Here is a 13,308-nt window from a genome sequence, read left to right on the forward strand (position 1 = left end):
TGGCGTGCGTCTCATCGTGTCGTCACCATAGTGTCAGTCTCGAAGCACCTGCACCTAACGAGGACCCCGACCGATCTCGGTCGTTGTGGCACTCGGTCTCGGCAGGCTGTCACAGATCGTTCAGGAGGACACTCATGGCCGCTCCACAACAATCCGTCGGGTTCGGATCCGTACTACCCATCGCGTCGGAAACGACCGCTGCATCGCAGCCTGCAGGTGAACTGTCCTCGGTCCTGGGCAAGGCTCGAATGATCTTGGACGCTTTCGACACCGACCACAGTGACCTGTCTCTGACGGAGCTCACCCGGCGCAGTGGGGTCGCGAAAGCGACGGTTCACCGGTTGGCCGGCGAGCTGGTCGAGTGGGGATTGCTCGAGCGCGCGGGTACCAAGTACCGGCTCGGCCTGCGATTGTTCGAGCTGGGCCAATTGGTGCCGCGTCAGCGGATTCTGCGCGACGCGGCGCTGCCGTACATGGAGGACCTACTGCTGGCGACGCAGGAGACGGTTCACTTTGCGGTTCGTGACGGCATCGACGTCCTCTACATCGAGAAGATCATCGGACACCGCGGGCTCAATCAGCAGTCGCGGGTGGCCGGTCGGCTCCCGCTGTACTGCACCGCCACCGGCAAGATCATCCTTGCCTTCTCCCCGCAATCGGTCTTCGACGAGGTAGTCGAGCAGGGTTTCACCGCCTTGACCAGTCGAACGACGATGTCCGTCAGCGTGCTGCGCCAGCAAACCGAGCGGATGCGTAAGGAACAACTCGCGGTGGAGGTCGAGGAGACACGGCTCGGGTACATGAGCGTCGCAGTGCCGGTGTTCAGCGGCCCGCGCACTCTGGCCGGCGCGTTGTCTGTGACAGCGCCGACGGCTCGCCTCAACGTCAGCCGCATCACCGGGGCCCTGCGCACTGCCGGCGCCGGAATCACCCGAAAACTTCATGCCATGAAGTGCACACATTCGCCGAGCGACCCGCTGGCTCTGCGCACGATCTGCAGTCCGGTGATGTGTTCGTTCAACGGTTGCGGCAAGTAGCGAGGCGCGGTCTATCGCCGGGCGCGGAACACGCTCTTCTCGCAGTCCCAGGTGTGTGGGCCGACGCCCCTCTCACGTAGCACTGCTTTCTGTACCTTGCCGGTTTCGGTGAGTGGCAACGTGTCCACGACGTCGATGTACCGGGGAAGTGCAAAGTACGGCAGCTGTTGCTGGGAGAACTCCAGAATCGAAATGGGGTCGAAAGATACTCCGGGGCGCAGTATTACAGTTGCCATGACGTCGTCCTCGGCCAGATCCGACGGTACCGGGAAGACGGCAACCTGACCGACCGACGGATGCAACGCCAGAACGGTTTCCACTTCGGCCCCGGAAATATTTTCACCGCGGCGCCGAATCACGTCTTTGATGCGATCGACAAATCGGAACCAGCCGTCTGCTTCCCGAATCACCCTGTCACCGGTCTGTATCCAACTCTCCGTCGCCGGAATCTCCTTGCCCAGATAGCCCAGTGAACAGGCGCCGGGGATCGTGCTGCGGACCACCAGTTCGCCGGGCTCCCCGTCTGCGGCCGCAGTACCGTCGTTGACGACTGCGGCGTCGTAGCCACTCATCACCCGCCCCATGTACCCGGCCCGCCGATCTCCCGGAAGTGTGCCGATCACGAGATTGGTTTCGGTACTTCCGAATCCGTCCACGAGTTCTACACCGAATCTCTGGGCAAACGGTTCGATCAGATGAGCCGGCGTTGCGGGGGCAAGTGCCACGTGGACGCTGTGCTGTCGGTCTTGCGGCGATGGGTCCGCGTTCATCAACATGGCCACCATCGCACCCAGCAGGTAGTCGACAGTTGCGCCGATCTCGCGAACTTCGCGCCAATGATTGCGGACCGAAAAGCGTTGTCCCAGGAAAAAAGTAGACCCGGCCCAAAGGGACTGAACAAAGGCATTGAGAGCATTGGTGTGAAACAGCGGCAGGCAGTTGTACAGCACATCGTCCCCGGTGAGCCCGAGTGAGGCGCCGACGCCTTTGCCCCACTGTAGGAACTGCGCGTGCGGGCATCGGACGCCTCGGGGCAGACCGGTGGTGCCGGAGGTGAAGAGTATCGCGGCCAGGTCGAGCGGATCGAGGGTCTCGGGCTCACAGCCCGGATGCGAACCGGCAGTGGGGACGCACTGTTCACCCATGACCCACACGGTGCCGTCGAATCCGGCTACAGCGCCTGAGTATTCGGGTGAAACCAGGATCCGTTGTACACCAGCCTGTTCGAGTGCGCTGGCAACACTGTCGGCTCGGAGGGCCGTATTGAGTGGGACGACAACCGCACCGATCCACGCGCATCCGAGAACAAGGTCTGCCAGTTCGATCCTGTTGCCGGACAGTGCCGCCACGCGCTCCCCACGGCCGACACCGTGATTACGGAGATCCGCCCCCATCGACGCTGCACGATCCCGCAATTCGCGGTAGGTGACCGTGATCCCGTCGACGACGAGCGCCGGGTGCTCCGGACGCTCCAAAGCTCGCCTCCGGATCAAATCCGGAAGCGAGCGCGGAATGGCATGTGCGTCGTGGGGCATGGGTAATTGTATCCCTCAGGGTACGACGACGGCCCGGCCGGCAACCTTGCCCTCACCCATCAACTGCAGTGCCGTTGCGATGTCATCCAGCGGAAACTCCTGCACTGCAACGGAAATCTTGCCTTCGATGAGCAGCCGGATCATTTCAGGTGCCAGTTCGGCTTGCCGGGCAGTCTTGCGAATCATGTTGACGGGCAGGATCCGGACATCGCTGAGCAACCAGTTCGGTAAGTCCAGGGTGAGGCTCTTACCCAAGGTATATCCGATCAGGGCAGCCCGGCCACCGGGGACAACACTCGCCAGAAGGTGCGGCAAGCCGTCGCCGCCAAGCGTGTCGATCACGGCGTCGACGGAAGGCTCGGATCCCACCACTCCGGCAAGTTCGTCGCCTTGCCCGACGACGGGACGCACACCCTCCGGAAGCAAGGCAGCCTGATCTTCGCGCGGTACAACACCGATTACCTCGGACGCTCCGGCAAGCAGAGCGAACTGTGCTGCCATCGATCCGACAGCGCCGGATGCTCCGGCGACAACAACTCGTTCGCCGGGAGCGACGGCTGCAATGTCGTTGACGGCAACATAGCCGGTTGTGCTGGGTAGGAAAAAGGTTGCGGCGACGGCCGGCGACAGTGCGGGATCAAAGGGTGTGAACGCCTTGTCTGCCGCTACCAGATACTCAGCCCAGCAACCGTTCTTGAACAGGCCGACTCCGCCGCCTCGGACCAGAAGGCGGGTGCCAGGCTCATAGGTGTCGGATTCGATTACCGTCGCCGCTCCGTCTGTTCCACCGATATGTGGCAGGTTCGGCTTGACTCCGAAGTTTCCGCTCGCGACGGTGATGTCGAGATGGCCGAGCGCGGCAGCGTCGATGCGCACGAGCGTCTGACCGGATTCACGTGTGGGAATGTCGATGTCGTCGATGACCGGTGAAGTGCCGAACTGATGGAGTCGGGCCGCGCGCATTGTGTCTCCTAGTAGCGATCTGTGAATGGATGTACTGAATATGAGTGCGGTCAGGACAGGATCGACTGGTCGCGAAGTCCGGCGATCAGTTCGTCGCTGTATCCGAGCACCGACTCGAGGACGTCGTCGGTGTCCGCGCCCAGCACCGGCGCAGCGCGTCGGATCGAGCCGGGTTCGGAGTTCCGGCGAACGGGGATGCCTTCGTGGAGGAATGTTCCGGCGAGGGGATGTTCCTGTGCCGAATAGAAACTGCGTGCCCGAAGATGTGGATCGCTCTCGACGAGGTCGCGTCCGTCCTGGACGGTGCCGGCCGCGATACCCGCCGATTGCAAGCGTTCCATGACGGTTTCGGGTGACAGAGTCCTGGTCCAGTCGGCGATGGCGTCGTCGATACGTTCGTGATCGGCTTGGCGGCTTTCTGCACTCGCGAAGTCAGGATTGCCGATCCATTTCTCTGCTTCGATGATGCGGCACAATGCATTCCATTCCGTGGTATCGCGAACGGCAATCGAGCACCACCGGTCGCTGCCGAGGCACGGGTACACGCCGTGTGGTGCCAGTTCGTGATGGCTGTTGCCGATCGGATCGGGGGACTGTGACCGGGCGGCTCGGAGAACGCTGGTACCCATGTGCGCTGCCATGGCTTCGAGTTGTGACAGGTCTACGTGCTGTCCCCGGCCGGTCCGGTCGCGGTAGTCGAGGGCTGCCAGCATCGCGACGCCGGCTTGCAGTCCGGCGACGATGTCGCCATGGCCGTAGATGACTCCGACAACGTCATCGGCGTTCCAGCCGGTCAGTGCGGTCAAACCGGTACTTGCCGAAACGATGTCGGCATACGACACCCAGTCCTTGCGAGGACCGGTGTGACCCATCCCGGACATCGACACGTAGATGATGTCCGGTTTGAGCTCCCGGAGTTGTTCGTAGCCGAGCCCCATCTTGTCCATGACCGACGAGCTGAAATTCTCGACCACGACGTCGGAGTTCCTGATCAGGTCGCGCAGTACCGAAAGGCCCTCTGCGGATCGGGTATCGAGTGTGATGCTGCGCTTGTTGCGGTTGACGTCGTTGAAGTACCCGCTGGTGTTCGGATTGTCGTGCGGTCCTCGCGAGAGATGCATGAACGGTGCAAAGCGAGTCGGGTCCGGGCGTCCGATCGATTCGACCTTGATGACATCGGCACCGTGGTCGGCAAGGATTCTGGTGCCGTACGGGCCCGCCAACACCCACGTGAGATCCAGGACGCGGACACCTTCGAGGCTGGGCGTGCTGCCACCGCTGAACTCGTGGGTTTCGTTCACTGCCACAGGCGAGGTGGCCTTCAAGAGTTCCTGATGCTGGCCCAACCGGGCAGCCTCGAGCGTTCCGATGCGCCGGCCTTCGGGGAAAGCGAAGCCGAACCCGAGATCGCGGTAGGTACCGTGATCTCCGGTCACGTCGGTGAAGAAGTCCCGGTCGTTGAGTTGCGGGTTACGCAGCAGTTCTTCGGGCCGGTCGACCGCTGCCCACGGCAACTTGCGTGACTGCGCGCTGACCGCGAATTCTTCCTTCGGCCACTTCGCGATGAAGGCGGACAGAACGTCGAAAATGTGTTCCTGATGCGTCTTTCGGTAGACCGCGTCGGACCACTCCGGTTGATCGAGATCGTCCTGAGCATCGTTGTCGATCAGCCAGGCCAACATGCCGTCCCACATGCGGGGGCTACCGCCGAGGCCGCCACCGACATAACCGTCGGCGGCCTGGAACAGTCCGTGCGGAACGAGCGGATGTACCCGGCCCGGACGCGGCGGGACGCGGTCCTCGTGAATGTAGGCAAGAGTGCCCGCTTCCAGCGCGGCGGCAACACATTCCTGAGCGCTGATCTCCAGCAACGGGTTGTGGCCCTTGGATCGCGAACGCAGTCCGAGAAGCACGCCGATTGCGGCATTGATTCCGGCGAGCTGCTCAGCCTGGAGTTCGGGGAGCAGCAGTGGAGGGTGCTCGGGATCGCCGACCTGGGCCATCATCCCGCCGAGTGCCGCGACGGTCAGATTTGTTGCCTTCCAGTCACTTCGCGGTCCGGTTGTGCCGAAGGGTGTCACTCGTACGTGAACGAGAGATCCTCGGTTGTCGCGTAGAGCGCCGGTCGCGCTGCCGTCGAGCAGGACGTCGGCACTGCGCAGCAGTGCTTCGAAAGCGAGGCGATCGTTGCTGTCGTCGATATCGAGGACAACGGACTTCTTGCCCGCATGCCAATGCAAGTACGAATCACCTTGGGACTCGGTGCGACTGGGGTCGCCGGTGGGTGGTTCTACCAGAATGACCTCGAAACCCAGCCCGACCAGGATGCGCCCGGCGAATCGCGCAAACGGACTGGAAATCTCTACGACCCGTACCGGGGGATGCACCACAACTACTCCGTTTCAATCGAAAGATATCGCCGAACCGACTGGTGTCGAACGTAGTTCTGCGGGCCGGTGGGCGACATGATTTCGGTCTGCCCACCGGACCCGTTCTCACTCTCCGCTCAGGCGGCGTTCTGCTCGACCCATCCCGAGAGCAGGACGGCCGACGGATCGATGTCCGCGGAGATCTTGCCCTGCTCGCGGAAGAATGCAACAAGTTCGTTTGCGCGCTCCACGTCGTCCTCGGTGAATCCGCGTCCACCGAAATCGATTTGGGTCACCCGGTCTGCGGCCTCGGCCGGGTCCATCTGGATAGACGCGGCAATTGCGGTTGCAGCCCGATCCGGATCCGAGTTCACGATTGCCGACGCTTCCGAGATCACCTTGAACACCTTGCCTGCGGTTTCTTCGTTCGCGGACAACCAGTTGTCCGAAGCGATGATCCATTGGGCGTACTTGGCGCCGAAGTCGCCGGTCGTGGCAACAACGCGCCCGCCGGTATTGACACTCTGCGTCACCCAGGGGTCGAAGGACAGGAAGCCGTCGATGTCACCGCGCGCCAGCAAAGCAGGCTGTTCGGGCGGGCTTGTGCTCACGAGTGTGACCGTCGTGGGGTCGATGCCGAGACTGGCCAGGTACTGGTTCGTGAAGTAGAGACCGATGCCGGGGAAGACGCCCATGGTCTTGATCGACTTCTGTTCGACGCCGTTCCTCAGTACAACCTGGAAGTACCGGTCGGATTCCTGAAATACGCCCAGCGCCCGCAGGCTCGGATTGGCGGCCATGACGGACAGTGCCGTCGAGTCGGCATTGCCGGAGAGTTCCGAAGTTCCGGCTACGACGTTCTGGGCGCCCGCCGCCCCGCCTTCCGTCTGGATGACCTGGACGTCGAGGCCGGCGGCCTCGAACATGCCCTCGTGGTCGGCCAGGAAAATCGGGGCGTACGACGGGTCTACACCCACCGCGATCCGTACCAGGCCACCACTTTCGGCGGAGTTGTCGGTAGCGGGGCGGGTGCATCCGCTGACGGCGATCGTCAGGGCGGCGAGAGAAGCGACTGCGCCCACCCATTTCTTCTGAAATTTGTTGAGCATGATGGCCTCTCGGTAAATGGGAGCTGTCAGCGTCCCGTGAAGGTGGGGGACCGCTTGTCGAGGAATGATTGAAGTCCCTCAGCAGCGTCGTCCGTCTTGATCAGGTCGAGCACTGCCTCGAATTCGAGATCCAGCGCTTGATCGAGCGGCAACGACATGCCCTCGTCGACAATGCGTTTGATCATTCCGATGGTGGCAGTGGGTTTCGTCGCGAGTTCGCGTGCGAGGTCAGCGCAATGCGCATCGAGGTCGGCGTCCGCAACGACGGTGTCGACCAGGCCGATATCGAGTGCATGCTCGGCGCTGAGGCGCTTGCCTTCGATCATGAGCACTTTGGCTCGGTGAGCACCGATGAGGCGTGGAAGTCGCTGGCTGCCACCGGCACCCGGAAAAAGCCCAAGTCCGATCTCGGGGAAGCCGATGGTCGCCGACTGCGCCATGATGCGGAAGTCGCAGGCCAACGTCAGTTCTGCTCCGCCGCCGAGTGCGTGCCCGTTGATCTTCGCGACGACAGGTTTGGGAGCCGACTCGAGGATCCGCTGTACGTCGACCCACGGGCGCATCGCGCGCTGAGTTTCTTCCGTCAGCTCGCGCATCACGGTGATGTCCGCACCGGCGACGAAGAACCGTCCAGTGCCCGTCACTACAATGGCGCGGACGGTCTGGTCCGACGCGAGTACCGGCAGTATCTCCAGAAGCTCGGCGATCATGCTGGGGTTGAATGCGTTGGCTGGAGGTTTGTCGATAGTCACGGTGGCAATCGAGTCTGTGACGTCGACGGTGACGAAGTTGTAGGTCTGGCCGGTCTGTCTCGTCAAGTGAGCTCCTGTCAGCGGGTTGGCGGGGTAAACCGGTCGAGCCGGGGGATGTGTAGTGGGAAGTATGGTGGGGACCCTCACGCGGCGGTACCGCTCGGGTTCGGTCAGTAGACCAATGTCGGATGCTGATCGCGTAGGAACTTTCTTCGCTGTGATCACGGCGATATTTGCTCCTGTGACAGGATTGAGCCCGTGACTTCTGCAGTACCGACACCGCCCGCGCCCTCCGTCGACAAGCGTCCCGAGTCGATTTTCACCATTGGGACCAGGCTCGAGGACCGGCTCGGACGAACCGGAACCATCCACACACCGCACGGCGATATCGCGACGCCGTCGTTCGTGGCCGTCGGAACCAAGGCCACGGTCAAGGCCGTGCTGCCCGAGTCCATGAAGGAACTCGGTGCGCAGTCGTTGCTCGCCAATGCGTACCACCTGTACTTGCAGCCGGGACCCGACATCGTCGACGAGGCCGGCGGGCTGGGCAAGTTCATGAACTGGGACGGGCCCACCTTCACCGACAGCGGTGGCTTCCAAGTCATGTCGCTTGGTGTCGGGTTCAAGAAGGTGCTCGCGATGGAGGCCGTCGGTGTGCAGTCCGACGACGTCATCGCGAAGGGCAAGGAGCGTCTCGCGACAGTCGACGACGAGGGCGTGACGTTCAAATCGCACCTCGACGGCAGTAAGCATCGCTTCACCCCCGAGGTGTCGATGCAGATTCAGCATCAGCTCGGCGCCGACATCATGTTCGCGTTCGACGAGCTCACCACGTTGCTCAACACCCGCGGCTATCAGGAGCGATCGGTCGAGCGTACGCAGGCCTGGGCGATCCGCTGTATCAATGAACACGAGAAGCTCACCGCCGAACGCGCTGACAAGCCCTATCAGGCTCTCTTCGGCGTGATTCAAGGCGCGCAATACGAAGATCTACGTCGTCAAGCCTGCCGCGGACTCGAGTCGATCGAAGGCGAGAACGGATACGGCTTCGACGGCTACGGCATCGGCGGCGCCCTCGAGAAGCAGAACCTCGGAACGATCGTGCGTTGGTGTAACGAGGAACTACCCGAGAACAAGCCGCGTCATATGCTCGGCATCAGTGAACCGGACGACTTCTTCGTCGCAATCGAGAACGGCGCGGACACTTTCGACTGCGTCAACCCGTCGCGTGTTGCTCGCAATGCGGCGATTTACGTCCGCTCCGGCAGGTTCAACATCAACACCAGCCGATTCCGTCGTGACTTCATGCCTATCGACGACGAGTGCGATTGCTACACGTGCGCCAATTACACCCGCGCGTACATCCATCACCTCTTCAAGGCGAAGGAAATGCTCGCGTCGACGCTTTGCACCATCCACAACGAGCGATTCACCGTGAAGTTGGTCGACGACATCCGAGCCAGCATCGAAGGCGGGTATTTCCACGACTTCAAGGCTGACATGCTCGGAAAGTTCTACGCGGCGAAGACGCCTGCACCTCAGGCGTAGGTCGGTTCGCGCTTCTTCACGTATGCGATGACGCGGTAGGTGATCGGCATGACCAGAACCTCGACAAGCGTCTTCCACAGGAAGCCGACCAGCACGTAGTTGATGAAGTCTTCCCATGTGCTGATGCCGATGACACCGGCCGCGATGGAACAGAAGATGAGGGTATCGGCGAATTCGCCGACGACGGTCGAGCCGATCAGCCGCGCCCACAGATGCTTCTCCTGCATGCGCTTTTTCATCATGACCAGAACCAGTGAGTTCAGTAGCTGTCCGACGAGGTAGGCGGCCAAGCCCGCGACCAGTAGCCGGGGAATGACACCGACCACGGTTTCGAGGGCGGCCTGGTTCTCGTAGAACTCTGCCGACGGGAGTTGCACTGCAATCCAGAAGCACGCAGCGGCAAGAATCAGTGCGCCGAAGCCCAGGTAGATCGCGCGTCGGGTCGCTTTGAAGCCGTAGACCTCGCTGAGCACGTCACCGAGGACGTAGGCGAGCGGGAACAAGAAGAATCCACCATCGGTGATGATGGGCAGAATCTGCAAGGGACCGAGCGAGAAGTCGGAATCCGCAAAGAAGGCGACCCCCTTGGTCGCCGCCACGTTCGAGATCAGCAGCGTTGCGGTGAAGAGCGCGACGATCGTCGGGTAATAACCCCGGCTGACGTGCGCAAATTTGGTTTCGTGGGTCGATTCGTCTTGCTGATCCTGAGCTGTCACGTCCGTCATCCAAGCACCACAAGGCGCTCGGATGCGAGTTGGCGACCGTCCAGTTGCGCAGAACACACCGAAGGCCCTGCGGTTTCACGTGGAACCGCAGGGCCTTCGGTGATGCAAACGAACGGATCAGGCAGCTACATGGCCGCCGGTCAGCACGCGGTATGCGTAGGTGCTGGCGATCAACGCGACGGGCGCCGTCACCAGAAGACCGATTCCACACAGCAGCGCACCGACGATGTTGATACCGATCAGAGCGAGCGCCAGCAGGACCAACGTTCCGACGTTCGACGAGGTCAACGCGTAACTCGATTTGATGCCCGAAATCGCATCCTGATTCTTGTCCACGATGAAGGTCAGCGTGTAGTAGAGCAGGAACGCCGCGATGATGCCGGGAATGATGCAGAGAGCCAAACCGACGTAAGTTGCCACTGCTACCAGGAAACCGCCGAGAACAACTGCGCCGATGTTGGTGAATTGGAAGAAGGTGCCGAAAGCCGGCTTGATTCCATCCAGTTCGCTCAACGCTCCACGAAGGAATGCGGCTTGGATGATGTAGCCGACGATAGCGGTGACCAATCCACCCACGATCGACAGCGCGCTGAATTCGGTATTGGTGTAGTCGAAACCGTTGAAAGCGCCCTGGATCAGTCCGGCGATCAAGAACGCGATGATCGAGATTCCGATCCAAACCAATGCGTTGTCTTTGAACTTGTTCCAGCCGTAGGTAATTGCCGCACCCACAGAAAGCTGCGGTCCACCGAATCCTGCGCCGTAGTCGTTGGCGGGCGGCGGTGGGAAGTTACCGCCTCCGGGAGGTGGCGGGTATCCACCGGGCGGTGGGTAGTTGCCACCGGGAGGGGGATAGCTTCCACCCTGCGGAGGCGGCGGATATCCACCTGGCGGCGGGTAATTGCCACCTTGAGGAGGTGGGGGGTATCCACCAGGCGGCGGGTAGCTTCCGCCCTGCGGAGGCCCCGCCGGCGGGGGATAGCTCCCAGGAGGAGGCGTTCCCTGCTGGCCGTAGGGATCCTGGGGCGGGAATTGCTTTCCGTCCTCGGGATTCTGGTTGGGGTCGTGCCCACCGGTTGTCATATGCGCACCTAACCCTTGACTACCTGAGTTCCACCAGCGAGCTCGTCATGCTTGCCCTGCTTGGTGGGGCTGTTGTTGATCGTGACCGCGATGACGATGTAGGCGACCAACGCGAGGATTCCGCCGATGATCGGAATGATCGAGAGCAACGTGAAGGCGTTGCGAATCGCAGACTGCTGGACGGAGGGGCGAGGTGCGCCACCCGGACCGTATACTGAAAGGCCCAGAATCATCTTTCCCAAAGTCCGACCCTGCGTTACTTCCATTGCGATGAAGTAAGCGAAGGTCAGAATTCCCGAGAACAGTCCCGAGACCAGAATCAAGCTGTCGGAGTCACTGACCAATAGAGCCAGAATCGCGGCGATGACGCCGACGATGATGCCGTCGATGATGCGGGCACCGAGTCGAATCCACAGATCGCCCGGCTGAGCACCCGAAGGCAGCCGGTTTCCTCCGCCGTACGCACCTTGGTCGTTGAACTGCGGAGGCGGCGGGAAGTTTCCGCCCTGGGGCGGCGGCGGGTATCCACCGGGAGGCGGGTAGTTGCCACCCTGAGGGGGCGGGAAGTTTCCGCCCTGCGGGGGCGGGTAGCTTCCGCCTTGCGGGGGGCCGGCGGGAGGGGGGTAACTTCCGGGAGGAGGTGTTCCCTGCTGGCCATATGGATCCTGGGGTGGGAATTGCTTCCCGCCTTCTGGATTCTGGTTGGGGTCGTACCCACCGGTTGTCATGTGTTCCCCTCAGTCGTAAATATCGCGCTCGAGTGTGACAGTGGATATGACCCTACTGGGATCAAAGAGCGATGTGGATGACATCTGCTCACTTGGATTCGGAGGTCACCTGTGGTTTAGGCTGCGTTGTATGACGAGTTCCGGGGGCAACAACGACGATTCTTCGAGCGATTACCAGGCAAAACCTGGGTACGGAGAATTTCCGAGCCTGCCTCCTGAGGGGTACGGCGTGTCCCCGTCCGAAACGCAGTCTTCACCTGAAGTTCCCGGATATACCACTCCCAACGAGCAGTACCCGGGTTATCCACCGCCGTCGTACAACCCGCCCGGTAATAACCCCCAGCCGGGCGGAATCGGTGAACCGAACCCGTACCTGCCGCCGCAGAATTTCGGACCGCAAAATCAGTATCAGCAGAATCAATATCAGCAATCCGGACAATACGGACAAGCTCAATACGGACAGCCTCAGTACGGCCAACCTCCGAACCCGTACGGTCAACCGAATCAATTCGCGGGTGGGTACGCACCGCCGATGCAGCCGGTCGGCACCAATGGTCTCGCAATTGCATCGCTGGTTGTATCGCTTGCGGGTGGTTGCTTCTACAGTCTCGGCGGAATCGTCGGAATCATTCTGGGAATTGTCGCGCTCAATCAGATCAAGCAGACAGGTCAACAGGGGCGAGGGCTTGCGATAGCCGGAATTGCGGTCGGCGCGGCCTTCTTGGCAATTTTTGCCGTGATTCTCGTGGTCGCACTCATAGCGAGTGCATCGTCGTCGTACTGAAGTGTCGTCGTGCTGAAGTGGCGAGCGCTCACACGGGAGTGACGACGGACGACGCAGGAAGTGGCTTGCCGAAGTAATAGCCCTGGCCCATGTCGCAGCCGGCCCGCAAGACGTTGGCTGCGTGTTCCGCGGTCTCGACGCCCTCGGCGATCGAATCAAGCCCGAGCTTCCGAGCGATGTCGGCGATGGACTCCATGACCATGAAGGCACGGTCTCCAGCACGACCCGCTGCGCTGACGGCCCAGGTCAAGGATTGGTCGATCTTGAGAATGTCGAGCGGCAATTCCGACAATGCGGAGAAAGACGCGAAGCCCGCCCCGAAATCATCCAGCGCGATTCGAATTCCCTCGTTGTGCAAGACGTGGAGTGTCTCGGCGGCATGCCGGCCTACGACGCCGAGTTCGGTGACTTCCACGATTATTCTGCTCAGTGGCGTTTGTGAACTGTCGAGCGCTCCGAGGATCTCGTGAGCGGCGTGCGGGGTAGCGAGTTGGCGAGGCGAAAAGTTGACCGCGACCATCATGTGCTCAGGCCACGACGCTGTTTGGGCACAAATCATTTCCAGAGCTTGTAGCCCGATTGTCGACGGCCATCGTAAGCTCCCCACTGGCGGCCATTTATGGCGCATTTTGTGGCCATGGTTTCTCCCCGCGTACGGCCAGATAGTTCCCCACC

The 13,308-nt window shown here is 61.5% G+C and carries 12 protein-coding genes; 3 read left to right on the forward strand and 9 right to left on the reverse strand.

The annotated features are described in order from the left end of the window. The first annotated feature begins 134 nt into the window (after positions 1-134). The gene (locus tag ABH939_RS27445; protein ID WP_007731601.1) at positions 135-1,037 is read left to right on the forward strand and encodes an IclR family transcriptional regulator; all 903 of its coding nucleotides are present in this window, start codon (positions 135-137) and stop codon (positions 1,035-1,037) included. An 11-nt stretch (positions 1,038-1,048) separates the two neighbouring features. On the opposite strand, the gene ABH939_RS27450 is transcribed toward ABH939_RS27445, so the two are convergent. The 5 genes from ABH939_RS27450 to ABH939_RS27470 form a co-directional block, all read right to left on the reverse strand. After that, positions 1,049-2,572, reverse strand: coding sequence for an AMP-binding protein (locus ABH939_RS27450; RefSeq protein ID WP_404650439.1), 1,524 nt, complete (start codon positions 2,570-2,572; stop codon positions 1,049-1,051). 15 nt (positions 2,573-2,587) lie between these two features. Further along, on the reverse strand, positions 2,588-3,535 hold the full coding sequence (locus ABH939_RS27455) for a zinc-binding alcohol dehydrogenase family protein (protein WP_007731598.1): 948 nt from the start codon (positions 3,533-3,535) through the stop codon (positions 2,588-2,590). A gap of 50 nt (positions 3,536-3,585) precedes the next feature. Beyond that, positions 3,586-5,922, reverse strand: coding sequence for a CoA transferase (locus ABH939_RS27460; RefSeq protein ID WP_228232382.1), 2,337 nt, complete (start codon positions 5,920-5,922; stop codon positions 3,586-3,588). A gap of 119 nt (positions 5,923-6,041) precedes the next feature. Then, positions 6,042-7,013 carry an ABC transporter substrate-binding protein gene (locus ABH939_RS27465; protein WP_404650442.1) on the reverse strand — a complete coding sequence of 324 codons (972 nt, stop codon included), beginning with the start codon at positions 7,011-7,013 and terminating at the stop codon, positions 6,042-6,044. A gap of 26 nt (positions 7,014-7,039) precedes the next feature. Next, positions 7,040-7,831 (reverse strand): enoyl-CoA hydratase/isomerase family protein, encoded by a 792-nt coding sequence (locus ABH939_RS27470; protein WP_007731595.1) that lies wholly within the window; start codon positions 7,829-7,831, stop codon positions 7,040-7,042. A 192-nt stretch (positions 7,832-8,023) separates the two neighbouring features. Here ABH939_RS27470 and tgt point away from each other — a divergent pair, with 192 nt between their 5' ends. Continuing rightward, positions 8,024-9,313, forward strand: a complete 1,290-nt coding sequence (gene tgt, locus ABH939_RS27475) for a tRNA guanosine(34) transglycosylase Tgt (protein ID WP_404650443.1) — start codon at positions 8,024-8,026, stop codon at positions 9,311-9,313. Here the strand turns inward: tgt and ABH939_RS27480 are convergent. From ABH939_RS27480 to ABH939_RS27490, 3 genes are all read right to left on the reverse strand, one after another. Then, complete coding sequence (locus tag ABH939_RS27480; RefSeq protein WP_030535741.1) at positions 9,304-10,038, reverse strand: queuosine precursor transporter; 735 nt, start codon at positions 10,036-10,038, stop codon at positions 9,304-9,306. The genes tgt and ABH939_RS27480 overlap by 10 nt on opposite strands. A 117-nt stretch (positions 10,039-10,155) precedes the next feature. Continuing rightward, positions 10,156-11,121 (reverse strand): hypothetical protein, encoded by a 966-nt coding sequence (locus ABH939_RS27485; RefSeq protein WP_223304518.1) that lies wholly within the window; start codon positions 11,119-11,121, stop codon positions 10,156-10,158. Positions 11,122-11,129: 8 nt separating this feature from the next. Further along, positions 11,130-11,849 (reverse strand): RDD family protein, encoded by a 720-nt coding sequence (locus ABH939_RS27490; RefSeq protein ID WP_404650446.1) that lies wholly within the window; start codon positions 11,847-11,849, stop codon positions 11,130-11,132. Positions 11,850-11,979: 130 nt separating this feature from the next. On the opposite strand from ABH939_RS27490, the gene ABH939_RS27495 reads away from it, so the two are divergent. Further along, on the forward strand, positions 11,980-12,633 hold the full coding sequence (locus tag ABH939_RS27495) for a DUF4190 domain-containing protein (protein ID WP_047271551.1): 654 nt from the start codon (positions 11,980-11,982) through the stop codon (positions 12,631-12,633). A 28-nt stretch (positions 12,634-12,661) separates the two neighbouring features. Here ABH939_RS27495 and ABH939_RS27500 read toward each other — a convergent pair whose 3' ends face one another. Beyond that, the gene (locus ABH939_RS27500) at positions 12,662-13,261 is read right to left on the reverse strand and encodes an EAL domain-containing protein (protein ID WP_404650449.1); all 600 of its coding nucleotides are present in this window, start codon (positions 13,259-13,261) and stop codon (positions 12,662-12,664) included. Positions 13,262-13,308 lie beyond the last annotated feature (47 nt).

It is taken from the genome of Rhodococcus sp. 27YEA6, from assembly GCF_044908235.1.
Classification (GTDB): Bacteria; Actinomycetota; Actinomycetes; order Mycobacteriales; family Mycobacteriaceae; genus Rhodococcus_F; species Rhodococcus_F qingshengii.

Excerpts from the sequence above, each read along its gene's own strand:
- ABH939_RS27490 (WP_404650446.1), bottom strand. The coding sequence starts at position 11,849 with ATGACAACCGGTGGGTACGACCCCAACCAGAATCCAGAAGGCGGGAAG.
- ABH939_RS27450 (WP_404650439.1), bottom strand. The coding sequence starts at position 2,572 with ATGCCCCACGACGCACATGCCATTCCGCGCTCGCTTCCGGATTTGATC.
- ABH939_RS27455 (WP_007731598.1), bottom strand. The coding sequence starts at position 3,535 with ATGCGCGCGGCCCGACTCCATCAGTTCGGCACTTCACCGGTCATCGAC.
- ABH939_RS27480 (WP_030535741.1), bottom strand. The coding sequence starts at position 10,038 with ATGACGGACGTGACAGCTCAGGATCAGCAAGACGAATCGACCCACGAA.
- ABH939_RS27485 (WP_223304518.1), bottom strand. The coding sequence starts at position 11,121 with ATGACAACCGGTGGGCACGACCCCAACCAGAATCCCGAGGACGGAAAG.
- ABH939_RS27445 (WP_007731601.1), top strand. The coding sequence starts at position 135 with ATGGCCGCTCCACAACAATCCGTCGGGTTCGGATCCGTACTACCCATC.
- ABH939_RS27500 (WP_404650449.1), bottom strand. The coding sequence starts at position 13,261 with ATGCGCCATAAATGGCCGCCAGTGGGGAGCTTACGATGGCCGTCGACA.
- ABH939_RS27465 (WP_404650442.1), bottom strand. The coding sequence starts at position 7,013 with ATGCTCAACAAATTTCAGAAGAAATGGGTGGGCGCAGTCGCTTCTCTC.
- ABH939_RS27495 (WP_047271551.1), top strand. The coding sequence starts at position 11,980 with ATGACGAGTTCCGGGGGCAACAACGACGATTCTTCGAGCGATTACCAG.